22 protein-coding genes and 2 pseudogenes are annotated in these 25,394 nt (G+C 37.1%); 16 read left to right on the top strand and 8 right to left on the bottom strand.

Going from position 1 to position 25,394, the window contains the following annotated elements:
- The first annotated feature begins 378 nt into the window (after positions 1–378).
- The 5 genes and pseudogenes from WJM97_RS23550 to WJM97_RS23530 all read left to right on the top strand — a co-directional run bounded on the left by WJM97_RS23550 (position 379) and on the right by WJM97_RS23530 (position 5,797).
- Positions 379–2,037: an IS1634 family transposase gene (locus WJM97_RS23550; protein WP_353933305.1), complete on the top strand. Its 1,659-nt coding sequence runs from the start codon at positions 379–381 to the stop codon at positions 2,035–2,037.
- 117 nt (positions 2,038–2,154) lie between these two features.
- Positions 2,155–2,350, top strand: a pseudogene (locus WJM97_RS23545) (C4-dicarboxylate ABC transporter).
- Positions 2,351–2,724: 374 nt separating this feature from the next.
- Positions 2,725–4,229, top strand: a protein-coding gene (locus WJM97_RS23540; protein ID WP_353933304.1) for an IS5 family transposase whose coding sequence is annotated in 2 segments (ribosomal slippage) — positions 2,725–2,844 and positions 2,847–4,229 — 1,503 coding nt in all. Because the reading frame shifts where the segments join, the coding sequence is not laid out codon by codon here.
- 255 nt (positions 4,230–4,484) lie between these two features.
- Positions 4,485–5,426 (top strand): ParM/StbA family protein, encoded by a 942-nt coding sequence (locus WJM97_RS23535; RefSeq protein WP_353933303.1) that lies wholly within the window; start codon positions 4,485–4,487, stop codon positions 5,424–5,426.
- 83 nt (positions 5,427–5,509) lie between these two features.
- Complete coding sequence (locus WJM97_RS23530; RefSeq protein ID WP_193962134.1) at positions 5,510–5,797, top strand: hypothetical protein; 288 nt, start codon at positions 5,510–5,512, stop codon at positions 5,795–5,797.
- A 228-nt stretch (positions 5,798–6,025) separates the two neighbouring features.
- Here WJM97_RS23530 and WJM97_RS23525 read toward each other — a convergent pair whose 3' ends face one another.
- Entirely contained in the window at positions 6,026–6,604 is a 579-nt protein-coding gene (locus tag WJM97_RS23525) for a Uma2 family endonuclease (RefSeq protein WP_353933302.1), read from the bottom strand.
- Positions 6,605–6,839: 235 nt separating this feature from the next.
- On the opposite strand from WJM97_RS23525, the gene WJM97_RS23520 reads away from it, so the two are divergent.
- The 3 genes from WJM97_RS23520 to WJM97_RS23510 all read left to right on the top strand — a co-directional run bounded on the left by WJM97_RS23520 (position 6,840) and on the right by WJM97_RS23510 (position 12,023).
- The gene (locus WJM97_RS23520; RefSeq protein ID WP_353933301.1) at positions 6,840–10,796 is read left to right on the top strand and encodes a hypothetical protein; all 3,957 of its coding nucleotides are present in this window, start codon (positions 6,840–6,842) and stop codon (positions 10,794–10,796) included.
- Between the two features lie 124 nt (positions 10,797–10,920).
- Positions 10,921–11,490 carry a GNAT family N-acetyltransferase gene (locus tag WJM97_RS23515; RefSeq protein ID WP_353933300.1) on the top strand — a complete coding sequence of 190 codons (570 nt, stop codon included), beginning with the start codon at positions 10,921–10,923 and terminating at the stop codon, positions 11,488–11,490.
- Positions 11,490–12,023 (top strand): hypothetical protein, encoded by a 534-nt coding sequence (locus WJM97_RS23510; RefSeq protein ID WP_353933299.1) that lies wholly within the window; start codon positions 11,490–11,492, stop codon positions 12,021–12,023. Before WJM97_RS23515 ends, WJM97_RS23510 begins: the two co-directional genes overlap by 1 nt.
- A 40-nt stretch (positions 12,024–12,063) precedes the next feature.
- Here WJM97_RS23510 and WJM97_RS23505 read toward each other — a convergent pair whose 3' ends face one another.
- Positions 12,064–12,387 (bottom strand): hypothetical protein, encoded by a 324-nt coding sequence (locus WJM97_RS23505; RefSeq protein WP_353933298.1) that lies wholly within the window; start codon positions 12,385–12,387, stop codon positions 12,064–12,066.
- 152 nt (positions 12,388–12,539) lie between these two features.
- Here WJM97_RS23505 and WJM97_RS23500 point away from each other — a divergent pair, with 152 nt between their 5' ends.
- Together WJM97_RS23500 and WJM97_RS23495 are read left to right on the top strand one after the other, a co-directional pair.
- Positions 12,540–13,121, top strand: coding sequence for a tyrosine-type recombinase/integrase (locus WJM97_RS23500; protein ID WP_353933297.1), 582 nt, complete (start codon positions 12,540–12,542; stop codon positions 13,119–13,121).
- Positions 13,122–13,180: 59 nt separating this feature from the next.
- On the top strand, positions 13,181–16,138 hold the full coding sequence (locus WJM97_RS23495; RefSeq protein WP_353933296.1) for a Tn3 family transposase: 2,958 nt from the start codon (positions 13,181–13,183) through the stop codon (positions 16,136–16,138).
- 9 nt (positions 16,139–16,147) lie between these two features.
- Here the strand turns inward: WJM97_RS23495 and WJM97_RS23490 are convergent, their stop codons facing one another.
- Complete coding sequence (locus WJM97_RS23490) at positions 16,148–16,297, bottom strand: hypothetical protein (RefSeq protein ID WP_353933295.1); 150 nt, start codon at positions 16,295–16,297, stop codon at positions 16,148–16,150.
- Between the two features lie 75 nt (positions 16,298–16,372).
- Between WJM97_RS23490 and WJM97_RS23485 the strand changes: the two genes are divergently transcribed.
- Positions 16,373–16,744, top strand: a complete 372-nt coding sequence (locus tag WJM97_RS23485; RefSeq protein WP_353933294.1) for a type II toxin-antitoxin system RelE/ParE family toxin — start codon at positions 16,373–16,375, stop codon at positions 16,742–16,744.
- A gap of 5 nt (positions 16,745–16,749) precedes the next feature.
- Positions 16,750–17,076 carry a transcriptional regulator gene (locus WJM97_RS23480; RefSeq protein ID WP_353933293.1) on the top strand — a complete coding sequence of 109 codons (327 nt, stop codon included), beginning with the start codon at positions 16,750–16,752 and terminating at the stop codon, positions 17,074–17,076.
- 82 nt (positions 17,077–17,158) lie between these two features.
- Here the strand turns inward: WJM97_RS23480 and WJM97_RS23475 are convergent, their stop codons facing one another.
- From WJM97_RS23475 to WJM97_RS23465, 3 genes are all read right to left on the bottom strand, one after another.
- Positions 17,159–17,431, bottom strand: a complete 273-nt coding sequence (locus WJM97_RS23475; protein WP_353933292.1) for an AbrB/MazE/SpoVT family DNA-binding domain-containing protein — start codon at positions 17,429–17,431, stop codon at positions 17,159–17,161.
- 99 nt (positions 17,432–17,530) lie between these two features.
- Entirely contained in the window at positions 17,531–17,863 is a 333-nt protein-coding gene (locus WJM97_RS23470) for an XRE family transcriptional regulator (RefSeq protein WP_353933291.1), read from the bottom strand.
- The gene (locus WJM97_RS23465) at positions 17,860–18,219 is read right to left on the bottom strand and encodes a type II toxin-antitoxin system RelE/ParE family toxin (protein ID WP_353933290.1); all 360 of its coding nucleotides are present in this window, start codon (positions 18,217–18,219) and stop codon (positions 17,860–17,862) included. Before WJM97_RS23465 ends, WJM97_RS23470 begins: the two co-directional genes overlap by 4 nt.
- A 278-nt stretch (positions 18,220–18,497) precedes the next feature.
- Here WJM97_RS23465 and WJM97_RS23460 point away from each other — a divergent pair, with 278 nt between their 5' ends.
- Positions 18,498–20,624: a hypothetical protein gene (locus tag WJM97_RS23460; protein WP_353933289.1), complete on the top strand. Its 2,127-nt coding sequence runs from the start codon at positions 18,498–18,500 to the stop codon at positions 20,622–20,624.
- 555 nt (positions 20,625–21,179) lie between these two features.
- Positions 21,180–21,710, top strand: a complete 531-nt coding sequence (locus WJM97_RS23455) for a hypothetical protein (protein ID WP_353933288.1) — start codon at positions 21,180–21,182, stop codon at positions 21,708–21,710.
- A 112-nt stretch (positions 21,711–21,822) separates the two neighbouring features.
- Here the strand turns inward: WJM97_RS23455 and WJM97_RS23450 are convergent, their stop codons facing one another.
- Positions 21,823–23,211 carry an IS4 family transposase gene (locus WJM97_RS23450; RefSeq protein ID WP_353931353.1) on the bottom strand — a complete coding sequence of 463 codons (1,389 nt, stop codon included), beginning with the start codon at positions 23,209–23,211 and terminating at the stop codon, positions 21,823–21,825.
- A 113-nt stretch (positions 23,212–23,324) separates the two neighbouring features.
- On the opposite strand from WJM97_RS23450, the gene WJM97_RS23445 reads away from it, so the two are divergent.
- Positions 23,325–23,705, top strand: a complete 381-nt coding sequence (locus WJM97_RS23445) for a hypothetical protein (RefSeq protein ID WP_353931352.1) — start codon at positions 23,325–23,327, stop codon at positions 23,703–23,705.
- 79 nt (positions 23,706–23,784) lie between these two features.
- A pseudogene (locus WJM97_RS23440) lies at positions 23,785–24,795 on the top strand (hypothetical protein); the annotation flags it as partial.
- 69 nt (positions 24,796–24,864) lie between these two features.
- Here WJM97_RS23440 and WJM97_RS23435 read toward each other — a convergent pair.
- Positions 24,865–25,323: a zinc ribbon domain-containing protein gene (locus tag WJM97_RS23435; protein ID WP_353933287.1), complete on the bottom strand. Its 459-nt coding sequence runs from the start codon at positions 25,321–25,323 to the stop codon at positions 24,865–24,867.
- Between the last annotated feature and the right edge of the window lie 71 nt (positions 25,324–25,394).

The raw sequence follows: 25,394 nt of genomic DNA, 5'->3' as shown, positions 1-25,394 counted from the left end.
AATAAAAACATAACAGGCATCACCATAACTCTCTTTCATCAAACTGGGTTGAAACTTTGATTTTCTGTTGATCGAAATAATTTAAAATCCTAAATTGCACATTTTATTATCAAAGAGCGATAACTATCACTTTGTCAGTGTGAACTTAACTTCCATCCCACATTCCGCACCCTCAACTGTCACAAGGTAAAACAGCCATTAAAGTAGTACATAATAACTAAATTGAATTCAAGGATTAAGAGGGTTAATGAGAATAAGTAGCATTAAAAGGGAAATGGTGTGAGAAAGTGAAGCTTGGTAACAAAAACAAAAGAAAAAAGTGAATTGATAACCAAATAAGAAATAATTGATGACAACAGAATAGTAGAGGAAACTGTTGTGAAATTAAAACCTCAAGAAATAGAAATTCAGAACATAGACCATCTAGGGATAGTAGCAGGAATAATAGACGCGATAGGATTAGTAGAAATAATCAACGAAATAATAGGAGTCGAAAAAGACGAGAAAGTCAGTGCAGGTCAAGTAGTAAAAGTCATGATAATAAACGGGTTAGGATTTGTATCGAAACCGTTATATATGTTTCCCAAATATTTTGAAACAATCGCCTGTGAACATCTAATAGGAACAGGAGTAAAGCCAGAATATCTCAACGACGATAAACTGGGGAGAGTCATGGATAAACTATTTATCAAAGGATTGGATACAATCTTTTTTATCATCGCAGTAAAAGCAGCCCAAAAATTTGGAGTATCACTATCAACATCACACCTAGATTCATCATCAATGCACGTACATGGGGATTATAACACTAGCTTGCCAGAAGTAATATTTGAGAGTCAAAAAGTAGGAGATAATCAAGAATTAGAAGAATTAGCAGTAAAATCACCAAAAGAAATAACCATCACCTACGGTTATTCCCGTGACCACAGACCAGACTTAAAACAATTCATCATAGAAATGATATGTTCAGGAGATGGAGACATACCAATATTTTTGAAATTAGCATCAGGAAACCAAGCAGACTCATCATGTTTTGGTAAAATAGCAGTAGAATATCAAAAACAATTAGAAGTTAATAGTCTCATCGTTGCTGACTCGGCTTTATATACAGAATCAAACCTGAAAATGATGTCAGATTTACGTTGGTTATGTCGAGTACCATTAAGTATAAAAGCAGCGAAATCATTAATTTCAACAATCCCCGAATCAGAATTTATTGATAGTAAAATACCAGGATATAAATTAGCATCAAAAACCGAAAATTATGCCGGAATAGAACAGAGATGGTTAGTAGTGCAAAGTCAAGAAAGAAGAGAATCAGACCTGCGTAAGCTCACACAAAAAGTTACCAAAGCCGAATTAAAAGCTGTGCAAGATTTGAAAAAGTTATCACAAGAGGAATTTGCTTGTGAGGCTGATGCTATCAAGGCATTATTAAAATTATCAAAACAGTTCAAATATCACCAAATTAACGAAAGTAAGGTTACTCAAGTCAAATCCAAGACAAAAGATTCCTCAGAAGGTATATCTTATCAAATATCAGCTACAGTCTCCGAGGACGAAAGTAAAATTAATACGGAAGTGCTGAGTGCAGGGCGTTTTATTATTGCCACCAATGTTTTAGATTCACAGGAACTAAGTAATGATTCTATTTTGAGTGAATATAAAGCTCAACAATCATGTGAGAGGGGGTTTGGTTTTCTCAAAGACCCATTATTTTTTGCAGACAGTATTTTCCTCAAAAGTCCTGAAAGAATAGAGTCTTTGGGGATGATTATGGGTTTATGTCTACTGGTTTATACTTTGGCTCAACGTCAAATTAGAAATGCTCTGAAAGAGTCTAAATCAACAATTAAAAATCAATTAGGTAAAGCAACTAACCGCCCTACTTTACGCTGGATTTTTCAATGCTTTCAATGTATTCATTTGGTTATACTCAATCAGGAAGAACATATTTCTAATTGGAATAAAGACAGAGATTTTATCTTGCGCCTTTTACCAGATGATTGTTTACGTTACTATCAATTAGTCACTTAATTATTATCTCTATCAAGTTCATTTATATAAGTAAAAATGAGCTAATATCTTTGATGTATAGCTCCATTTTGTTATGTCTATAATTTCGTTTTTATCCTGGAAATATTAATCTATTTTATGATTTTTCTCTTGAATATCTTCTTTTCTTTATCTGTTAATTTCTCCAGGTGGTGTTCATTCTTATTGCTTCTTATTGAGAATAGGTTTTGATGCCATTTTTGGTGATTTACTGTTTCTCAAATGCCTTTTTTCACTGTATATGTCTGTTTTTATGCTAACTTTGATTTTTTATCTCCGTAATTTCCCACTGTGACAGTTTGGGGTGCGGAATGTGGGTTCCATAATTTATGTGATTGGGTGGTAGAGTCCATTTTTGCTGTGACTTGAAAAAGATTTTGGACAGGTTGTCCAACTTTTCCTTCTAAAAAAGTCCAAAAATAGGCTTCTGCTGTTTTAGCTAAAATTCAGTTAGGGTATATAAAGGGGTTTTATAGGGGCTATGTATACCCCAATGAAAAATTTGAGAATTATGGCTATTCCCTTTAGCCCTTAAATATCACCTACATAGGGCTTGCTGAATAAAGCCAAAAGCCAGATAAATAAAGAGTTTAAGGGTAAGAAAAAAGGAATAAGGTGCAAGGAAAAGGTGTAAAATAGGTAAAAATCCTTGCATCAAGGTGCATCAAAATGTATCGCAAACAAAAACAACAAGACACGCAAGCGGAAGAATTTGAGTTACCCTTTGGGGGAAAACTAGCAGCAGATAACCGTTGGGTAATCTTGGCGAAAATAATACCTTGGACAGAATTTTTGTTGCAGAATACGCAGCCATATTTACTGAAGTTTTAGGCGCACCAGCCAAAACATTTAGAATGGCATTGGGAGCATTAATAATTAAAGAGAAACTAGGAACAAGTGATAGGGAAACAGTAGAACAGATTAGAGAAAACCCTTATCTGCAATACTTTATAGGAATGTCAGCCTATAGTAATCATTCCCCATTTGACCCATCAATGCTAGTTCATTTTCGAGAAAGAATAGATATGAACCTAGTAAACAGATTGAATCAAAAGATAGTCAAACAAGTATTAGAAAGTCAAGAGGAGGAAGAAGTAAAAGCAAAAAAGTCAGAAGTCGAGGATTCAAAAAGTGAGGTGAAGAATCGAGGTAAATTAATATTAGATGCTAGTTGTGCGCCAGCAGACATCAGTTATCCCACAGATTTAGGATTATTAAATCAAGCCAGAAAGCACACAGAAACAATAATAGATATATTATATAACTCTGTAAAAGTAAAAAATAGCAACAAACCAAGAACCTACAGAAAAATAGCCAGAAAAGAATATTTATTAGTAGCCAGAAAAAAGAAAGTAAAATCCGCTGAAAGAAGAAAAGCTATCAAGAAGCAACTGCAATATATCAAAAGAAACCTAGCCTATATTCAACAACTAATGAATGCGGGTGCGTCACTCTTAGAATTGAGCAACAGACAATATAAAATGTTGCTAGTAGTGGCAGAAGTGTATCGTCAACAACTATGGTTATATGAACATGAGAAACGGAGTATAGAAGACAGGATAGTCAGTTTAAGTCAACCACATATTCGTCCGATAGTACGTGGTAAAGCCGCTAAAAACACGGAATTTGGGGCAAAGTTCTCAGCTAGTTATTTCAATGGTTATGTATTTTTAGACCATATTAGTTGGGATAATTTTAATGAATCAGGAGACTTAAAATCTCAAGTAGAAGCCTACAAAAATTACACCGGATATTATCCTGAATCTGTTCATGTAGATAAAATTTACCGTAATAGGGAGAATCGAGATTGGTGTAAAGAAAGAGGAATTAGAATTAGTGGACCACCACTGGGTAGACCACCTAAAAATGTCAGTAAAGAAACAAAGAAACAAGCACAAGAAGATGAACGGATTCGTAATTCTATTGAGGGGAAATTCGGACAAGGGAAAAGAAGATTTAGCCTGGGTAGAGTCATGGCTAAATTGCCTCATACTTCTTTAACTTCGATTGCTATTTCCTTCTTAGTTATGAATCTTTCTACCCTGTTATCAAGGCTTTTGTGGGGATTTTTTTGTCAATTTTTCAGAATTACGTCTTTTTTCCCTTGGTTCATTAGTGAAATTGATTATTTAGTGAAGTTTAGACAACAAAAACTTATCTTTATTTCTGCTTGACTACCCACTCAATTCTCCTCAAAGTTTTTTTCGACTTTTTCAGCAAACCCTACATAGGGTATATATAGGTGATACTTAGGGTATCTTTTGCTAAAATAAAATAATTTGGGGTATATGTAGGGGTTACTTATGGGATAAATATACCCTAACGCGAAAATTGGAAATAATTAAACTTTTAGCCCCTATCTAGGGTATATATAGGAGATACTTAGGGTATTTTTGTGCCACCCTTTTTTTGTATCCCACTTGACCCCCATGCCCAACATTCACGCCTTGCAAAAAATTTTTCCAGCAGGATTCGATAACGGTTACGGCAGTTTGAAACTTTTCGTAGATGGATTTGAAGTAGTTCGTATCCCCAGTTATATTTCTACAGCCGAGATGGAAGATGTACCAGGAAGAATCGTTTTAGATGGTGCAGCTTACACCGTGGGAGAATCTGCCTTTCGTACAGGTTATCATTTTGACCGCAACACAGACCACAACGAAAACAAAATTAAAAATGCACTGTTGATGTTATTTGGTGGATTAGCACATCTGCCGCATCGTAAAGCTTGGCATTTAAAATTAGTCGTCAGCTTACATGACATAGGACTAGCAGAAGATTTAAAACAAGAACTCAACGGAGAATATCAACCAATACTTGCGGGCAAAAAATCAGATGTAACCCTAGAAATAATCAAAGTTGTTCCAGAAGGAATGGGTGCATTGTTTGGGCATCAACTTCCACCCAAGCTCACCGTCCTAGATTTTGGTAATGGAACTACGCTTTATTCTCGTTACAACCAGGGAAAGCGAGAAGTTCACACTCCCTACCCCGCAGGTGTAGAAGTTCTCATCGAAGACATTGCCGAAAAAATGAAACGTCTCAACGGAGGGAAAATCGGCAACGCCTCCCAGATTCGATTTTGTTTGGAAAGGGGACATACCAGATACAGTCGTGACATTGATATTAAAGATATCTACACCAGTTGTTTGAAAGATTGGTATGAAAAATTCCTAAAGAAACCCGTAAGCCTGACACTAGATGCCAAGCACCAGGGGGATGAAATTTGGGCAATTGGTGGAGGTTGCTTGTTACCTGGATTTAAGAAGCTATTGGAGAAGAACGGGTTTAAAATTCTGGATAACCCCGTAGAAGCGAATGCCTGTGGATTGTTAGGGATTGCAAAAGCCATGATGAACAAGAATCCGTAGTCCTCCTGATTTACCGCCCCTGATTTGAGCTTGAGGGGTAATGGCGAATTTTGAATCAACTAATTTAAATAGGAAAGAAGCCAATGACACCGGAAAAAGTTCGGATTAAAGATAGCTACCGAGAACGTATATTTGCCGAATCACAGCAACTAGATAAAAGTTACTTAGAAACGCTTTACTTTATCATTGATTGCTATTTTGCTTTCAAAAAGGGTGCATTCCCCATGCAACAAATAGTTACACATACCCCAGCTTTCACCCCGATTGCTACAAACCCAAGCCAACAAGACCAGCCTCCTTCAACTCCATCATCACCAGAAAATCCCAAAGATGCTGATGGCGAAACATTTACCCTTGATTTTGATTTGTGACTGTTATAACAAGGGAACAGGGAACAGGGAACAGGTTTTGGGCAACTTTACTTTTTGTTACATACTTCGGTTTTTCTCTGTCCACCTACTTACTTTGGTGTGGCTTCATTCATTCCCAAACTGATAAGCTGTTACGCATTTGCTTTTTTGCCCAAAAGCCTTATTAGAAGGACTCTAGGCTGCAAAATATTAAATTTAGCGGCGTAATAGCTTACAAATACTAGCGATTTATCCTAATTCCTCAAAAACAATATCCTCATAAACCGACTCAATGGGAAAACTTAAATCAATACTTCGTAGCTCGATATTATCCCCCAACTGATAATTAAAAATTTCCCAATTACCGAGATCATTTTTGCAGTATAAATCAATCGCTATTTTCTCAGCATCAACCATGACATAATCTTGCAAACTAGGATTGCGACGATACAATCTAAATTTATCCCCTCGGTCATAACTGGCTGTACTGGGAGATAAAACCTCAACAATTAGACAGGGATATTGAATTGCTTGGATTGCAGTCCGGTCGCGCTCGTCGCAAGTAACGCTCACATCAGGATAAACATAATCTGTTGTTTCCAAAATATTTACACGACAATCGGAATTACCAACCTGACAACCACTACCCCGTAAATGACCCTTAACAATGAAAATAATATTACTAGCAATTCGGCCATGATTTTGAGTTCCCCCACTCATAGCGTAAACTTCACCATTAATATACTCATGGCGAAGCAGTTGTTTTTCTTCCCAGACAAAATATTCTTCGGGTGTTAACTTAGGAAACTTATCTTTTACAGCAATCATTTTTTGTTACCTCATCTGCGCTCAATACAAATTAAAATCGCTTTCATCAACAATACCTTAGTTAGCTTTTTTGTATCGGCTTCCTTTTCCACTCATTTTCGCTAGATTTACCCTTAGTCACCGCGCCAAGAGTAAAATATCCACTTGGATGATTTCACTGGGTGTAATTCCATGCCAGGATAAATATTAGAAGTGCGATTCGTTGTTAGATCAGCTATCTAATAGATTACTGGTAATGGATTTAACTACTAAAATCATAGAAGGTTCTGGACTGAGTATACCTATTTTTGATGGGTCGTACAACAATGGCAAAGGAAGATATTTATCAGAACCAGAAATCATCAAAAACTCCCTATTAGCACAAATATTTGAGCCAGAAGAATTACAATCATTACTCCTGGTAAAAATTGACAGTAAAAATCCAGATGCAAATCATCTTAAAACCAGAACATTTAAAGATGCTATAAAACGCAAATTAGCCTTTAGTTCAGGCGATAACTATTACTTCGCTGATGATACATTGCGTAAAAAAATCAGACAATTATTTGCTACAGAACCCGATACCGCTTGTCGTTATGGTTCATTATTAGTTAGTAATTGCTATAAAGGTTCAGAAACATTTACCAACTTACGAGTTAAAATCGTAGACTTTACAGACCCACAATATGCTGATTATAAAACCGGAGACTGTCACGGTAAGATTTCACCAAGACTAGCTAAACAACTGGGAGGAGAACGCAACTGTCCATTACAATTTCGATTTGCATGGATGAAATCTTGGGGTGAAACAACTGATAAATCGGAATCTCAGGACGTACACACAAGTAATGAAATATCTAACCACAGAGGACACAGAGGTAACAGAGGAATAAGAGTAGAAGAAAGTGATAGTGTAAGTCCGAAATCTTCAAATTTAACTAAAAGAAGTTTTTTAACAGATGAAGAAAAAGATTGTGTAAATCTGACATCTACAAATTTATATAAAACAACTTTTTCAAAAGATAAAGAAAGTGATTGTATAAATTCAAAATATCCCAAAACCAGCTTTTTAGCCAAAGGAACTTTCTTACCAGATGCCAAATTAACCGATGCCCAAGGTTATGATATTGTATTAGATATTTCCTCAATCAAAGGCATCAAGAAATCCCATCTGAAAAAATTGATTCCTTGCGGTGAATACAACTTTACCCAAGCAGTAATAGGTAATCGAGGTAATGCCAAAGCCACCAGCTATGATAACAGTTGGCAGTTTACCATTTGGTACTCAGAAGCAGCAATCAGACAAGATTTAACTCAACCAACCCAAGAAAAAGCCCAACAACTAGCCGAATTACAACGCCATCCATTAGCACTAGCAAAATACATCATTCAACAATACGACAAACAACAACAATCCCAACAAGAACAAACAGAAGAAACAATTAATGAAATAGACAATAATACCAACAATCAAATACAAGAATCGCGCTGGATTTCCCTACTCCGCAGCGATAAATACGGTCAACTAATTGAAACACCCAAATTTCGCAAATTTGCCACTGATTATATCGCCAATCAATGGCGTGACTTAGCTATTAAAAGTGGATACAGCCATAGTTCAGGAATGGCCATGCCATCTGATACTTTACCACGAGGTAAAATTTGTGTACCTCACCTACCAGAAGGAGAAGTCATTCTCACCCGTTACCCCATTGTCAACTCAGACAACATCCGCCTTTACCACAACATCCACGACCCAGAACTCAAGAAAACACGCAACGTAGTTTGGATTCACCCCAAAGACGCTGAAGAATACCACCAAGCAGACTTTGACGGCGACCAATTAATGGTGAGTCCAGCAAGTAAACTACCCAATATTGCCAAAGAAACACTCCGCGCAGGAGAACCAGGCAGATTTGAACCAGTTAAACAGCGTCCTAAACTAGCATATACAGAAATCACAGATGAACAAGGCAACTTAAAATACCGTGACTTAGCACAAATAGCCGCCGTTGCCAACCAAAACAAAGTAGGATTAGTAGCAACAAACATTGGAAGAGTGCAGTCATCAACGCCCCGTGAAGGTGAAAATATCGAACGATTTACCAGACGACAAAGAAAACTGCTAAATCGTCTTTTTCAGGCACTACAAGTAGAAGTAGATTCACCCAAAAGTGCCGAAAGATTAGAAGACATCAAAGAAATTGAAGGTGCGAACTTATTAGCAGATGCTAAAAAATGGTCAGAATCCCATCCGAGTTACTTTTTTGACTTTAAAAAAGACGAACGGCTGTATCGTTCCTTTGCCATGCCAGCAGATGCCCCAGGAGCGATAAATGTCATAGCCAGAGAAGTAGTAAATCCCTTATGGCAACCTACTCGAATTCGCAGCAGAGATAGACATGAATTTCGTTATTTATTTCCCAAAGAAACATTATCAGTAGATGCTTTGGAATGGGCAGAAGAATTAAAAACTAGATTTCAACAATCGAGAGAGGAAATTAAAGAAAGAGTAGGAGATAATAGAGAAGCATTTAATGAAGAACTAGGCAAACTTTACGATAGTTATCGAGCAGAAATAGATGAATTATTCACCACACCAGAGGAAAGGTTAGAAGGTGCAGCAGCACTGTGGCATACACAACACACCCGCCCAGAATTAGATAGACATCGTAAGCAATGTTTAGAATTAGCAGAACAGATAGAAACTACATTTTCCTTTGAGCATAATTATGAAATGCCCAGTGCAGCATTACCAAAAGATACTTATGTTTTGAGCGTTCCTTTTGGGGAGAATGCAATTAAATGGAAAGAAACTTTAGAACGAAAAGGAATTGAATTTGATGCTACAATTCATCCCCAGTTACCTGTAATTGAATTTGCATTCAAAGATTTATCACCGAAAGTAGCAGAAAAATTAACAGCTAAATTTGGGGATAACTTTAATGATTTAGATGAATTGCATATACCCAGAGATTTAAGAATTATTCCTCCTGCTGACCATTGTTGGGCAGAATCACGTCAAAATACAGGTGTAGGTGCTTTGGCATATAATTTATTTACAGAAGAAGTATGTCAGCAACTTCAGGAATTTCAGCTTGAAGAAATCAAAGTTTTGGGGATTAAATACAATGATTTTGCTGATGAGGATTTTGCCAGTCAGCAATGGAAAAAGCGGAGTGTAACTTTAGAAGTAGGCGTTTTTGAATTACCTGAATCACACCCAGAGTTTTATCGTTATAACGGTACACCGATATTACAAATTGATGGTCAGAATTTAGGCACTTTTGCCCCTGATAGTCCTAAGTTACCTGTTGGAACTAAGTTTGTAGCTACGTTGAAACCAGAAGGTTCTAGTATTATTCTCAAGGTTAATGCTAATTCGATAGAGTTGCCAGATGTGAACTTAATAGAATCGGAAGATATGTTAGATACTGTTGAAGTTGATGATGATTTGATGGAATTTTCAGATTTTACATTAATAGAGTCACAAGATATGTTAGATGCTGTAAAAGAAGATGATTTAAGGGAATTTTCAGATTTTACATTAATAGAATCAGAAGATAAGTTAGATACTGTTGAAGATGATGATTTGAGGGAATTTTCAGATGTAACTTTATTAGAATTTGATTCAAATTCAATCTTGTATGAATCTACAGCAGAAAATAAAAATTTGTCAGATGTGAACTTGATAGAATCAGAAGATACGTTAGATACTGTTGAAATTAATGATGATTCGATAGAATTGTCAGATGTGACATTATCAGAATCAAAACCGAAGTTAAATAATGTTGTGGAGTTGCGAGGTATTGATAGGGAATTTTGGCGGAAGGAAATGTTTGATAATTTGGTGGAAGCTATTTCTATTACTTACCAACAGCGAATAGCTAATCAATCTGAAAGTAAGGAAATTGAACAATTTAAGATTGGTGGACAGTGGACAGCTTATGTTCAGCGTAGTGGTGATTTTATTGTGCGGAATGAGAATAACCGGACGATTTGTAGAGGGAATATGTATACTGGTGAGGAGATATTTCCGCTTTCAGAAGCAGCAGCTAGTGAGTTAGAGGAGATGGTTTTACAAAGGGAGCGATTATCTGCAAATATATCCTCTGGGCAATCTCTATACTCAACCCAGACCTCGTTAAATAGTAAACAGGAAATATCAAATAATACCAACCACAATCAAAGTCATAATATAGAATTGAATTGATCAAGTAGGCGATGGTTTTATATAAACGGTGGTAAATATTACTTGCTGCACTCAAGAAATTTAGCTATCAATGATACTATTTTAGGTTATTACCACAGTCATTTTTATCAACAAGGAGTAACGAGTGCAACTGCAAGTTCAGCTAATTCGTGGTGAAGATAGCACCCTTGTAAATGCTTATTTGGTGGAACTGGCACAAAAGCACGTTGACTATTATCTATTGCTGTGGAAAAGCCAACTAAATTTATATACACAAGCTGATAAATTTTGGGATTGGGAGTTTAAACTGAGATTTATCGCCAGCAGTTCAAACCGTGAAGGTTATGCCATAGAATGTGAAGGTGAAACCCAAGGATTGATGCTGATGGAAACTCAGATGCACGGCTCACGCATCACAGAGGGTAGACGCTTAGTATATATTGATGGAATTGCTACAGCACCTTGGAATCGCAAGGATGTCCAGCGCCCACCACGATATAAAGGTGTTGGTAGTGCATTTCTGCTATTTGCCCGAACCCGTAGTTTAGAACTAGGTTATGAAGGTAGGGTAGGCTTGCATTCTTTACCAGGGACAGAAAAATTCTACGATAATCAAAGAATGCTAGATTTAGGGCAAGATGAAGATTACGATAATCTGGTTTATTTTGAGTACGGTGTATGGCGTTCTTATAACAAAAGCAGTGAGGATAAGTAATGAGTCAGCAAGAATCTAATTATATTCCGTTCACCTCTAACCAAGAATTAGCTAACCCGATGGATTTATTGCTGAATGAAGAATGGTTGAGAAAAAGTATTCAAGCTGAGGAAGAAGTAGGTGGTAATATTGGTGCTGGTTTAGATTGGGGTTCTAGTTTTGAACAACTGTTGTTGAATCCTGAATTGTTTTATCGTTTAAAAACTTTGCGGATTTCTTTGAATCGGGAAGTGCGCTTATTGCTCAAAGATTGGAATTTGGGGACTGCAACTTCCATAGCATCTGCTACTGCAAGGGAGAAGTTATTGGCAAGATTAAGATTACCTACATCTGATGTTAGAGAACATATCCAAGCAGTGTTGCAGAGAGATGAACTTTTTGGAGAGGAGTTTATTTCTAATCATCAGGTGTTACGCGAACTACTTGGGGTAATGTTGACAGAAAACGATTGGGAAATTATTGCTTCAGTTGCGGCGGATTCGTTAAAGCAACAAATTATAAATCAAGTTCTAACTTACAAAATTTCAGCATAGTGATAAATAAAAGTGAGGTTTTTTTGATTCAAGTTAATTTTTAACTAAGAATCTGAAGTTTAGCTTCATCAAATACTAAACCACGACGGGCAAAATATTTATGAATATTGATTTGCACAAATAAATCTTTGAGTTCTTCTGCAATTTCAGTTGGCGGATTTCCTGATAAAGCAACTGCAATTAAACGCTCTGCGCTGTGAATTTCTCCACAGTCAATTGCTAGAGTTGCAGCACTACGATACAATATTGAACGGGTTGGTTCTGCTGTTAAATCATTGGTTATTAATTCTGCTGCTAATCGTTCTTTTTCAAATGCTTGTCGGGATAATTGGGGTAAAGACAAGATACGCGCAAAATTTAGCACGACGTAAAGTTTTGTAAAGTAGTCATGTATTTATGTCTTTCAAACATTGCCTAGTTTGAGTCAATTTAGGCAATGTATAATGAAGAGAGCAACAGAGCATCAAGCTTTCAGCCATTCTTACCTAACCACCCCAACTTCCCTTTTCGGCAAAGATGGTTTCTCACCCTCCTCCCCCTGTAAAAGTAGCGTCAAAGCGAGAGCGGGAATATTTGCGTCCAAAAGAAGTAGAAGCGATAATCAAAGCAGCGCATTCATTCGGTAGACACGGAGTTCGAGATGCAGCCATTATTTTACTAATGTTTCGGCATGGACTTCGCACCGCAGAGTTAGTTTCTCTAAAATGGTCACAAATTGATTTGAACGACGGCTATATAGAGATAAGAAGAGTAAAACACGGGCATGATAGCACTCATCCCTTACGCGCTCCTGAATTGAGATCATTACGTCAGATTAAACGAGATTATCCCCAAACCCAGTATGTATTCGTCTCCGAGCGCAAAGCTCCCCTTTCCACCCGAACTATCCGTCACATTATAGCCAGAGCCGGAGAATTAGCCGGACTTGAGGAATCTGTTCATCCTCATCAACTACGTCATGCTTGTGGTTATTATCTTGCTTCACAAGGACATGATACCAGAGCGATTCAAGACTACTTAGGACATAAGAACATTCACCATACAGTCCGCTACACACAGATGTCCCCCCAAAGATTTGAATCTTTTTGGACAGATTGAGTTAAGGGGGTGATAACAATACTCCTGTAAACTGAAAATAACCATTTTTTCTCTCACTCGTGGCATCAATTGAACGGACAGCTTATCCTAGATTCAAACGATACTATACCGCCAATGAACTTGATAAAATTTACACTCCCACGAGGATAGAAATAGCATTCGCCTTAAAAGTTACGGCTGGGGAAGAAAACCATTTTAATTTGCTAGTTTTACTCAAAGTATTTCAGAGATTAGGCTATTTTCCCAAAATAACAGACATCCCTCTCGCTATTATCAACCACATTCGGACAGTATTGGATCTTCAAGAAGATAGAAGTTTTAGCTATCAATATCCATCAACTTTATCCCGTCACAAAAAAGCGATTCGCTCCTATCTCCAGGTGAGTGCTTTTAATCAAAAAGGCAAGGCTCTAATCACAGCAGTTATCACTGAATCAGCATTAAGGATGGATAATCCAGCCGATTTAATCAATGTAGCCATTGAAGAGGTTGTCAAAGAACGCTATGAACTCCCTGGTTTTAATACCTTAGACCGTTTAGTTAATCATCTCAGAAAAGAAGTAAACCAACAGATATTCTCCCAGGTAATTAGTCAACTTAATCCTGAATATATCCAGCGATTAAAGGATTTATTAGATAATTACGCAGCAGTTGAACGCAGTCCTTATAATGACCTGAAAAAACTTCCTCAAAAATCAAGTCGAAATCATCTTAATGATTTAATTGTCCATTTAACTTGGTTAGAAACATTGGGAGAAATCGCTCCCTATCTTCAAGGACTAACTAGGGCGAAAATCAAACATTTTACCTCGGAAGCTAAAGCTCTTACTGCTTCTGAGATGAAGGATATTACTCTGAATAAGCAATTAACCTTACTTCTTTGCCTCATTTATTCTGCTCAAGTGCAGACTCGTGATTACCTAGTAGAAATGTTCCTCAAGCAGATGAAAAAAATCCATAATCTGGCTATTGAGGAATTAGACTCTATCAGAAAAAGACAGCAGATAACCACAGAAAAATTAATATCTGTCCTCACCGATGTCCTAGTAGTTTTCAATGAAGATGTCCCCGATTCAAAACCGTTAGAGAAATTGGAAAGTATCTTCAAACAAACGGGAGGAGTTGAACAACTATTAACTGAGTGTGAAGAAATTAATGCGTATCAAGGAAATAATTATTTTCCTTTATTATGGCGGTTTTATAAAAGTCATCGGAGTGCATTCTTTCGATTATTTAAGTTCCTGAAAATAGAATCTACCAGTAGTGATGATAAATTAGTTAAAGCCGTGGAAGTTTTACTGTCTAATTCCCATCGCCGAGGGGAGTGGATAGGAACAGAAGTTGATTTATCTTTTGTTTCACAGCCATGGCAAAAGTTAGTGCTAGTTCAGTCTAAAGATGTCACTAAAGTGATGCGTCGCCATTTTGAGATTTGTATTTTCTCTTATGTCGCTGCTGAACTAAAGTCAGGGGATATTTGTGTCTTTAACAGCGAGGCTTATGCTGATTATCGAGAACAATTACTTTCTTGGAATGACTGTCAGCCATTGGTTGAAGCATACTGTCAACAATTAGGCTTTCCTACTCAGGCTGAAAATTTTGTCGAGAATCTAAAAAATTCATTAACCCAAACAGCATCCAAAATAGATCTAGGTTATCCCAACAATACATCTGTTGTTATTAGCGAGCAAGGAGAACCTGTTTTAAAACGTCCATTAGCTAATCGTGAGAGTGCTTCTCTCAAAAACTTAGAGGCTGTAATTTCTGAAAGAATGCCAGAGCGTAATTTAATTGATATTCTTAGAGATGTGGACTATTGGACAAATTTTACTCGACATTTTGGTCCAATGAGTGGTTCTGATTCAAAATTAGAACGGTCTACAGAACGCTATTTATTAACCACTTTTACTTATGGATGCAATTTAGGAGCGGCGCAAGCGGCACGTCACATGAGAGGCGTTGTTACGTCAAGAATGATTACTTTTGTTAATCAGAGACATATTAGTTTAAAAGGACTCAATGCTGCTCTAGTTGATATTATTAATCGCTACAATGTGATGCCTTTAACTAAGTTGTGGGGAGACGGGACGACGGCTGCTGCTGATGGAACTAAATATGATCTCTACGAGCAAAATTTACTTTCGGAATATCATATTCGCTATGGTGGTTATGGGGGGATTGCTTATCATCATGTTGCTGATAGTTATATAGCTCTGTTTAGTCATTTTATTCCTTGTGGAACTTGGGAAGCTGTATATATTATTGAAGGGCTTCTCAAGAACAAATCAGACATTCAACCGTCGATTATTCATGCTGATACTCAAGGACAGTCTACTCCTGTTTTTGCTTTATCATATTTGTTAGGTATTCAACTTATGCCTCGCATTAGAAATTGGCAAGATTTGGTTTTCTATCGTCCTGATAAGGAGACGGTTTATCAGCATATTGATTCTCTATTTAAAGGGGTAATTAATTGGGAACTTATCAAAACTCATTGGTCAGATTTATTGCGAGTGGTTCTTTCTATTAAATCAGGCAAAATTTCTTCAGATATGTTGTTACGAAAGTTGGGAAACTATAGTCGAAAAAATAAACTTTATCAAGCGTTTCGTGAGTTAGGGAGAGTTATTAGAACTGTTTTTTTATTACGGTTCATCTCTGACCAAAAGTTACGTCAACAAATTACAGCCATGACTAATAAAGTTGAAGCTTATAATGGCTTTTCTAAATGGTTTTGCTTTGGAGGGGAAGGAGTGATTGCTAGTAATGACCCTGAACAGCAAGAGAAGACGATTAAGTACGGTGATTTAGTAGCTAATGCTGTTATTTTCCATAATGTGGTTGATTTAACTGAGGTTTTGCTTCAGCTAAGAAAAGAAGGTTTTTTCTGGGAGCGAGAAGATTTAGCGGCTTTGAGTCCTTATTTAACCAGTCATATTAAGCGTTTTGGTGATTATCTGATTGATCTTGATGCGATTCCACCAGCACTTGAGGAGACGTTAAATTTAGGCTTTTGAGTAATTTTGTTACAAAACTTTACGTCGTGCTATATTTTGCGCGTATCTTGTCTTTACCCCTAATTGGACAGCTAAATCTGAGTTATTTCTAAGTTTAGCAACTTGTGCCATTTCGGCTAAATCCATAGCCTGTTTATGTAACTCTTGAATCTGACTCATTTTTTTACAATTTGCACTACTACAAGTTTATTTAAAATCATACTGCTATAGTAACACATAAGTTACTATAGCAGTATGTCTATTATAAAAGTTCAAGAATATATTAAAGAAGATGGTTCAAGTCCTTACCAAGAATGGTTTGATAGCTTGGATGCTCAAGCAGCTGCGAAGGTAACAGTTGCTAAGTCTCGTTTGGAATTAGGCAATACATCAAATGTTAAATGGTTTGATGGAATTGGTGAATATAAGATTGATTGGGGTCCTGGATATCGGATTTATCTAGCTCAAGATGGTAAACAGCTTATAGTTTTATTTGGTGGGGGAACAAAGAAAAATCAGCAATCTGATATTAGTCGTGCTAAAGAATTATACCAAGAGTACAAAAGACGAAAAAAAGAAGTTAGCAAAGAGCAAGCAACTGACAACGATAATAAAGAGAAGAGGTAATTATTATGGCACTAACTAGAGACTTTAAAGAAACCGTTAATGCACGAGTGCAAAGAGATTCTGAGTTTGCGATCGCTTTACTTGATGAGGCTATTTCTCTTTTCCTGAATGGTGAACCAGAAACAGCAAGACTGATTTTGAGAGATATTGTCAATGCAACGGTAGGTTTTGAACAATTAGCAATTGAAACTTCTAAACCGAGTAAGAGTTTACATCGTATGTTATCAGCAAAAGGTAATCCAACGATGGATAATTTGACTGCTATTTTTAATGTTTTGCGGAAGAAACTGAATGTTGATATTCAGGTGAAAACGACGGTTATTTACCATTAAAATGTTACTAGATGGTAAATCAGATTCTGCTCCTAGCTCATCTCTAAGATAAGCTAAAAAGGCAGAAGCATCTAACACAGATTTATTCACTTAAATACTCCTGTCGGCGGTCTTGGATGAGTTCATCAACCAAATTTCTATCAGGTGATTTATCTTTTAATAAACCTTTTAATTTTTTAACTTGTTGTTTAAGACTGACTAATTGGAGTTTGCCACTATCTTCCAGAGTTAAAATTAATCTATCTCCAGATTCTAAATTAAGAATTTGTTGGATTTCTTGGGGTAGAGTTAAACGTCCTTCCGGTTCAATATCAACTGTATAGTGTTGAGTAATTGATGAATTAGCAAGTGTCATAGCTTGATATTCCCTTTTTTTATAACCATTTACATTTTAGCATTAGCAAAACTCTAAAATTTAAAAAATAAATCTCAGCTTTTTCTCTATCTTCAAACCCTACTCATCAATCTCCAGTTCCAAATCTTCAAAATTAGTAATTGTCACTTCCACATCAGGGAATATTGCTGTTATTTTCAATTCTCCTCCCATAGCTTCAATAACTTCTCGCAGATGACTAACATACATATCAGTACGATTTTCTAATCTAGAAATAGCAGGTTGTTTAATTTGCAATTTCTCAGCTAATTGAGCTTGAGATATTTTTAAAGCTTGGCGTAATTCAGCTAATGTCATTTCCTCTTTTAATTTAGCTGTTTGAGTAGCAATTTTGGTTTTTCTTTCTGCGGAGAAATCTTTAGTAAGATTGCTAAACTTTTTATGTCCTGTCATATTAAACCCTCCCGACTAATTTCTTCAAGATATTCCTCATAAAGACGATCTGCTATAGGAACATATTTTTCATAAAACCGCTTATCTCCTGTTTTATCTCCACCAATAAGTAAGATTGCAACTCGTCGCGGGTCAAAAGCATAAAAGATTCTGATTGGTTTACCACCGCTTTGAATACGTAACTCTCTAAGGTGGGAATTTTTTGCACCTTTAACATCGGATGAATAAGGAAAGGGTAATTGAGTTCCTTTTTCTTCCAGTATTTGAACAACGCTGACAATATCATCTTGTTGTTCCTCTCTAAGAGTTTGCCACCAAAGTTCAAACTCATTCGTATATTCTATTTCCCAACTCACTTTCTATTATATTACGTTGATGTAATAAATCATAGCTCTAGTTTATCAATTTTCACAACTAATAAAAATTTTTACCGTTAGAAAGATTTATTTGACAGATGTAGCGATACTCTTTTCTGTCCGCACTTCCGCATTTACTCTTTGTGATGGTAGCGATTTCATACCAGAAACAATCAAAAATAGCCAAGTGGACAAAAAAGAAATAGCCAAAAGGTTAATGCCATCAAAGACAAAGCCCTGTTACCTTACCAACTAAGGCAACCAGCGTCATCGTCACTATGGCTACCAAAACACCAACCAAACCAAAGCGAAAACAAACACAAACTCGCTCATGGGAAAACCTGACAGACCGCCGCAAACTCCGCCATATAGAAAACACACTCGATAAAGCCATTACTCAATCACTAGAAAACGGTTCTATCCAATCTCACGAAGACTTTAAAGCCTGTGTAGAAAATTACAGCAAAGCATCAGGCAAAGCACCCATCACCGTAGAACTCTGCGTAGGAGGAGATGATGATGAAGAAATTAGAGGCTATCGCTTCTACCTTACCAGCGACCCCAGTCACAGAACCAGTGGTAAATATCTGCTCAAAAACCTAGAAGGAATCACCGACAAAGATGAAAACTACTTCACCCCTTCCAACATCGCTGAAATTTGCGGTTTTGCAGAAACAGAACTGGATGATTTAGATGATGAATTAGATGATGATTTACTAGATTTAGATGAGGAAAACGAAGAAATAGATGAAATAGACGACGAACTAGACGACCTATTAAACGACGATTTCAACAATGAACTAGATGACCTAGATAACTTAGATGAAGAAGACGAATTACCTCAGAGTCGTGTTAGTGAATCTCCAACTAAATCTCAAACAAAAACTGTAACTAAAACCCAAAGTAAGTCTCAACCCAAAACACAAACAAAAACCCAAATTAAAACACCAAATAATAAAACTACCACCAAAAAATCCCAATCTAGAGAACCACTAGATGAAGCTTCCCGTTTAAGTGCCACAGCAGCCACAAACGGAAGAGAAATAAATGGTGTAAACTTAGCAGGATTAACAGGTCAACTAGCAACTTTAGGAATAGCTGTAGGACAAGGAGTTTTAGAACAACTTGCAGCCGAAGCTGATGAAAAACGACTGGAACGAATTCTTAAACAACTACAAAAGCAGAATGACCGAGTAGATAACCTCACCAGTCGCTTACAGGAAATAAACCCCGAATCATCAGAAATTATAAATCCTTCAAATCCTGCAAAATATTCAACTACTCCCGACTTTTCAAATACTTCAAACTCTGTAAATATTTCAAATCCTGAAAATTTCCCAGATTCAACATTTGAAGCATCCACAGAAAATAATCCATTGGCAGTAGCCACCATGAAAATTGGTTCTAAAGTAGATAAATTAGGTTCTACTATAGACCCTAATTATCAAACTCAACCCTTTGAATTAGATAAAAATGCCAGCATCATTGAACAATTCCAACAAATTGAAGATTACTTGCAAAGTATCTCTAAACGACTTGACCGTTTAGAAAAGATAGTTGACCGACTAGAAAAACAAATAGCAGCACAACAAAATGGTTCTATAACAGAATCAAAAAATGCTGAAGAAAATATTCCAATTAACTCCCAAAACCAACCAGAAAACGACGTTTTAGACTATCTAACAAAACGCCAAACCAAACAACAACAAATAGCCTGTGCTGATGCTTTAGTAGGATTTGCTGATGTTGCCAGTGAATTATTTAACAAAACTCCTGAAGATGGTATTCCTATTTCTAGTAACAAAACTTTAACAGTGAAACAACAGGGGGTGAAACAACAAGGTAAACAAACAGCACAAACAGGGATATCTGCGGACGTAGCTATTACTTTAGAAAATACCCAAGGTGAAACACTATTTGCGGGTACTTGCACTCAGGGACAATGGGAAATTACACAAGATAATCTCACCTCTGATGAAAAAATTGGTATTTGTAAACTACCACAATCAAAATCAGAATACGCCCTCAAAGCTACCGCCCAAGCATTAGTGCAAAAGTTTCAAAAACAACTACCTCACAAATTTAATGGTGATGAAGAACCGACATTTACCTGGGCTGAAAAAGGTAAACCCAAGTACGATTTTGAAATAGTGAAACTATCTAATGGTACACAACTACTTCAAGGATTTAACCCCAACCGTGATAACGAACAAGTGCTTGATGCAGCTTTAGTACCAGGAGAACCACCAGAAATTAAACAATGTAATATCCCACTTAGAGAAATGGAAGCATTACTAGATAATCAACAATCAACTCGTTCTAGTCAACCTGATAAAAGTAGACAGCAGAAAAAACCAACTCAAAAACAAGAAAAACAAGCCAAAAAATCAGAAATGCAAGTTTAATTGTAAGGAGTCAGAAGTCAGGAGTCAGAATATTTGAGTGTAGCAGTAATCTACATCAGCAAGTTGTTTTCTCAACAACTAATAACAGAATTTTAGATTTTCAATTTTGGATTAAAGATGAAAAGGATTAAAGATGAAAAGAACAAAATTTTAAAAATGTGACAATTCACAAAATAGAATCAATCGGGTAATGAATCTAAAATCCAACACTAAAATTCATTGACAGTTCCCCTGAGTTTCGGCATAGGTTCAATCTAAAATCTAACTAAAATCCAAAATAGTTTGATTTTAAAACTCTCATTTATTCTGATTTGTGAATCCTGAATCGTTACGTTTAATTTTAAAGATGTGTTTTTTTGGTTCAATTCAATAACTGCTGACACTGTGCATTGTACCAAAAGCACAAATTTTTAAAACCAGTTTGATTTACAGCAGTTTCCGTATGAGGTACAAATTCAAATCACAAATCTTTACACCAAAATAATTTTCCATCTGATAGCTGAAAGCATCTGTAAAACATTTGATAAACATTGAAATTTAACAGAGGAAAGAAAAATGAATAACACACAATCTCGCAATTCTCAGTTTAACTTACTTTCATCTGCTAACTCATTCAGAAACATGAAAAACCAGAAAATAAACCGTACTGATTTATCATTCATCTTCATATCTCTAGCAACAGCAATTTATTTATTGGCAACAAAACCCATATTCGTAACCATTTTGGGATGTGCCAGCATTGTTTTCTTGAGCATTGGTTATGTAATTCGCACAGTACCAATTTTAGAAAAGTATTTAGGCAGAAAAATCCGTTTTTGGCATCTTGTGACTGCAATTATCACAATTACTGCTTTACTTGATACCCTAACAACTCCAGCCCATGCCATTTTTTTAAGCAGTTTAGAAAACTTCTTTGTGACACTTGCCCAACAGAGTTCACAAGCTGGAGGAGGAGGTGCAGCTACACTTGATGCTAACGTTGTTGGCTTAACATTTAACCTAATTCGGGGTCAATACTGCTCGGTTAAGGAAAAAGAGGGGGTAAGATCAAGGGAAATATGTTCGCGTTTTATTTACGAGAACTAAGAGCCGAGAGAAAACAGAAAAGCCACACCGTGAACACAGAACAGTGTCCCTATGAATAAAATAATATTCAATTGCTCAAATATAAAGGTAAGAAAGCGAAAATATAATCAGACTAACTAGCAATTTTTTTAATCATAAAAGAAGGTTGATTGATAGTGGTACTACCACGATGACATCGTTTTTTACTGAGGAATTTGGAGCGCGTCTTTTTCAAAACTCTAGGATTACTTCTAAATTGAGGAGGAGGGATTTCTAAATCTAAAATTTCTGCAACTAACCAACTATAAAATAGATGTAAATCTTCAGCAGCAGCTTGTTGGAATTGAGGAACAGCACGTCGAATTAATCGTAAACTACCAGTAAAACTCAAACGTAATGGAGAAATACCAGCTTCGGCAGCACTTTGGAACATCAAACAACGAATACAAAAATGTCCCAACAACCAACCATAAATTTCTTGAATGACTTCACGAGGATTCTTAGAACGAACCAGAGTTTTGCGCCCCAATAGATGCACCTTTAATTCATCCAAAGTATTTTCAGCTTCCCATCTAGTATGATATTCTTGAGCCAAAACCAGTGCTGGGTAAGCCGAAATATCCATTAAATCAGTAATCAAACGGTATACTTTCTCAGAACCATTATCTTCAATCACATATTCAATGACACGAATAGGAATTCTGGTTGCACCTTTCTTTTTAGATTTACCATCAGGTGCAATCCAAGACAAATAAGAACCATCAGCCAAAGTCTTAACTACCTCAAATTTCACATTCGCTGGTACACGACCAAGGATATGACACTTTTGTTTGATTGCGGCATGAACCATTTTAAAAGAATGCAATCCCCTATCCCACATTAACAACATTCCTTCCCCAACACTGCGAAGAATTTGAATCGCTCTTTTTCTTTCGCCAATTCGATAGGGACTCAATAGAGCATCAACAATTACATGAGTTCCTGCTTCTACTAAGAAAACCAATCTAGCTTTGGGAAAAGCTGGATATGTACCCGGTCTTGAACCAGGATAACCAAATACTTTAGCATTGGCTGGAGTATCAGGAACATCAAAAACTGTTCCGTCTATAGCCATCAATCTTAAGTTTCCCAAAAAAGCACCTGGTGTTTGTATTGTAGCTAGGGGTTTTGCTACCATTTCAAACAAACGAGTCATCACAGCAGGACCGATTCTTTGACGTGCTTCGCTGATAGATGAAGAAGTTGGTGCAGTAAAACGTAGACGATGGGGTATTTGTAAACTACTCAAACCTTGAATCAAATTTTTGAAGACATCAACTATGGAGTCAGTTGACCAAAAACTCATGGCAATGACTAAAGCTACAACTACGTGAGTGGGTAGTATTCGTTCTCTTCGCTCTTGAGACGAAGTATTAATGATTGCTCTGTGTATAGTTTGAGCGGGAATGACTTGTTCTAACGCCACCAGCAATTGTGCTTTGGCCACTGATGCTGTAATGACTTCAAAGTTGATTAGTGACATTTGCACCCCTGTTCAGTTTCATTTTAGTTGTAAAATAGTATAGAATAAATGGGTTAATGTTCTCGTACTTAATCCGCGAACAAGTAATTTTTTCTCATTCCCCCCGTAAGTCAATGCCTGCAAAAGACTCAGATATTATTTCTAGAGCCGAATTAATACAACAAGCTATTGCGACTTTACAACTATCTATTCAACAAATTCAGGCTTCTGGGGAGGTAGCACCTCCTGGATGTTGTGTTTTGCGTTACCAAGCACGGGGTAAACAGGGTACTTATTGGTATTACAAGTTGCAGGCTAATAAACCTATCTTCCCTACTCAACAACCTGATAAACTCAGCAAATATAAGCATTTAGGCAAGGCTGGCAGCCCCAATCATATTCATGCTGTCCTCTCAGTTGCCAGACGAACCCAAATTGACCACTTGCAGTCTTGTATTGATTCTCTTAGGCAAAATTGGGTGGAATTATACGATAGCCTCAAAGAGAAAAAGTAAATTTGTTAGTTCTCGTAAATAAAACGCGAACTCTTTTCTCCTGATCTTACCCCCTCGTTTTCCTTAACCGAGCAGTATTGAGAGTGTTTTGGGGTGGCGGTTTGCAGAAGAAGCCTTAGTGAACAATATTCCTGTAGTGGGAATGGATATTTCCGCCGGAGGTAACAGCACTTTTAAGACAGCGATTGAACTACTGGGAGAACAAGGTGCATATTATGACATTGCCAGTGGCAGTAGTAATTTACTAGAACCACCAGATTTGCGTCGGTTTGATAAAGCAGAACGGGAACGACGGATGGAGTCTTGGAAAGATTTTATACGTAAAGCTTTAGTGGCGATCGCCCGTCCGAGTACATTTTCTCCTGAACCTGCAATTAAATTCTTTGCTTTGAGTGGATTAACTAATGAACAGGATGCGTATTTGATGGCGATTAATGCCCATACTGCCTGTATCCGCAATGCTTTATCCCATCCCAAAAGTTTGTTTATTGGTGATGAGCTTTCAGTGTTATTGCGTAAAGATGGGTTTGCTCAAGTGATTGGTGAAACTTGTGCTACAGGACGTAAGGAAGGAATTGCTGTATTGTTGCTATCCCAAGATCCAGATACGATCTGCGAATGTGCAACTGGCGCTCAAATCATGCAAAACATGACTTACCGAATTACTGGACGTATTACCAGCACTGGGGTTGCTTCTTTTGAGCGTTATCTGGGTTATCCTGCGAATATCATCAGCCAAAATGCCACAGAAGCATTTTTACCCCGCATTAGCGACCTTTATTCCTGTTGGTTAGTAGAAACAGGTGGTAGATTTTGGCGTACTCGTTTTTACCCAGGGGAAATGATGTTGGCTAGTGTTGCTAATAACCAAGATGAACGAGAGGCCAGGTCACGGGTGATGGCACAGTATCCAAATACTCCTAAAGGTAGGCTGTTAGGACTCAGAGCTTTTACGGATGCTTACATCTGTGCTTTGAAGGAGAACAAAGGTTTTCAACATATTGGACAGGAGGTATCTATGGTGAATACATTGCATTCTCGATTTAATTCTGGTGAACAGGTTGAAAATCGTTCTTTAATTGTTAGTTAAAAAGGTATTGAGCCGAGATACGAGTAAAAACCTGCAAGATGGTCTGGAAACGCTTGCTGTGCATGAATTTCAAGAATTCCTACCCCCATCCTTATAAGGTCTCCCACACAGAGGACAAAACTTATACCTCAACGACACCACCAACTCACCACAATTGGCACAACTAGCCCGCAAAGGTGTACCGCATAGATAACAAAACCTAGCCCTAAGTTCACTCCACATCGAATCCACAGAACCACCAGGATTCCAACATTGAGGACAAAACTTAACCCCTTGAACCGCAGAAACTTCCTCCCCCTTAATCACAGCATCCAAATACTCTTGGGGTACACCCAGAGCCACCGCTAACCCACCAAGAGTGCGGCGATTAATCGAAAGCGTCAAACCCCGCTCAATCTTACCCACAGAACGAGAATGGATACCAGCAGCATTCGCCAAATCAAACTGAGTCAACCCAAGAGCCTTCCGCAGACGTAAAACATAAGCAGCAAGAGATTCACCAGGTCGAGGAGTCTTAAAAGTATCCATAAAAAACTGTCAACTAACTCATCAAAAGATATATAATTTATAGATAAAAAACCTGATATTAAAGACATAAA

The organism is Okeanomitos corallinicola TIOX110 (assembly GCF_038050375.1).
Classification (GTDB): domain Bacteria; phylum Cyanobacteriota; class Cyanobacteriia; order Cyanobacteriales; family Nostocaceae; genus Okeanomitos; species Okeanomitos corallinicola.
This window is presented reverse-complemented; position numbering and strand designations above follow the sequence as displayed.

Excerpts from the sequence above, each read along its gene's own strand:
- WJM97_RS23535 (WP_353933303.1), top strand. The coding sequence starts at position 4,485 with ATGCCCAACATTCACGCCTTGCAAAAAATTTTTCCAGCAGGATTCGAT.
- WJM97_RS23530 (WP_193962134.1), top strand. The coding sequence starts at position 5,510 with ATGACACCGGAAAAAGTTCGGATTAAAGATAGCTACCGAGAACGTATA.
- WJM97_RS23525 (WP_353933302.1), bottom strand. The coding sequence starts at position 6,604 with ATGATTGCTGTAAAAGATAAGTTTCCTAAGTTAACACCCGAAGAATAT.
- WJM97_RS23520 (WP_353933301.1), top strand. The coding sequence starts at position 6,840 with ATGGATTTAACTACTAAAATCATAGAAGGTTCTGGACTGAGTATACCT.
- WJM97_RS23510 (WP_353933299.1), top strand. The coding sequence starts at position 11,490 with ATGAGTCAGCAAGAATCTAATTATATTCCGTTCACCTCTAACCAAGAA.
- WJM97_RS23500 (WP_353933297.1), top strand. The coding sequence starts at position 12,540 with ATGGTTTCTCACCCTCCTCCCCCTGTAAAAGTAGCGTCAAAGCGAGAG.
- WJM97_RS23490 (WP_353933295.1), bottom strand. The coding sequence starts at position 16,297 with ATGAGTCAGATTCAAGAGTTACATAAACAGGCTATGGATTTAGCCGAA.
- WJM97_RS23485 (WP_353933294.1), top strand. The coding sequence starts at position 16,373 with ATGTCTATTATAAAAGTTCAAGAATATATTAAAGAAGATGGTTCAAGT.
- WJM97_RS23480 (WP_353933293.1), top strand. The coding sequence starts at position 16,750 with ATGGCACTAACTAGAGACTTTAAAGAAACCGTTAATGCACGAGTGCAA.
- WJM97_RS23475 (WP_353933292.1), bottom strand. The coding sequence starts at position 17,431 with ATGACACTTGCTAATTCATCAATTACTCAACACTATACAGTTGATATT.
- WJM97_RS23470 (WP_353933291.1), bottom strand. The coding sequence starts at position 17,863 with ATGACAGGACATAAAAAGTTTAGCAATCTTACTAAAGATTTCTCCGCA.
- WJM97_RS23460 (WP_353933289.1), top strand. The coding sequence starts at position 18,498 with ATGGCTACCAAAACACCAACCAAACCAAAGCGAAAACAAACACAAACT.
- WJM97_RS23455 (WP_353933288.1), top strand. The coding sequence starts at position 21,180 with ATGAATAACACACAATCTCGCAATTCTCAGTTTAACTTACTTTCATCT.
- WJM97_RS23450 (WP_353931353.1), bottom strand. The coding sequence starts at position 23,211 with ATGTCACTAATCAACTTTGAAGTCATTACAGCATCAGTGGCCAAAGCA.
- WJM97_RS23445 (WP_353931352.1), top strand. The coding sequence starts at position 23,325 with ATGCCTGCAAAAGACTCAGATATTATTTCTAGAGCCGAATTAATACAA.
- WJM97_RS23435 (WP_353933287.1), bottom strand. The coding sequence starts at position 25,323 with ATGGATACTTTTAAGACTCCTCGACCTGGTGAATCTCTTGCTGCTTAT.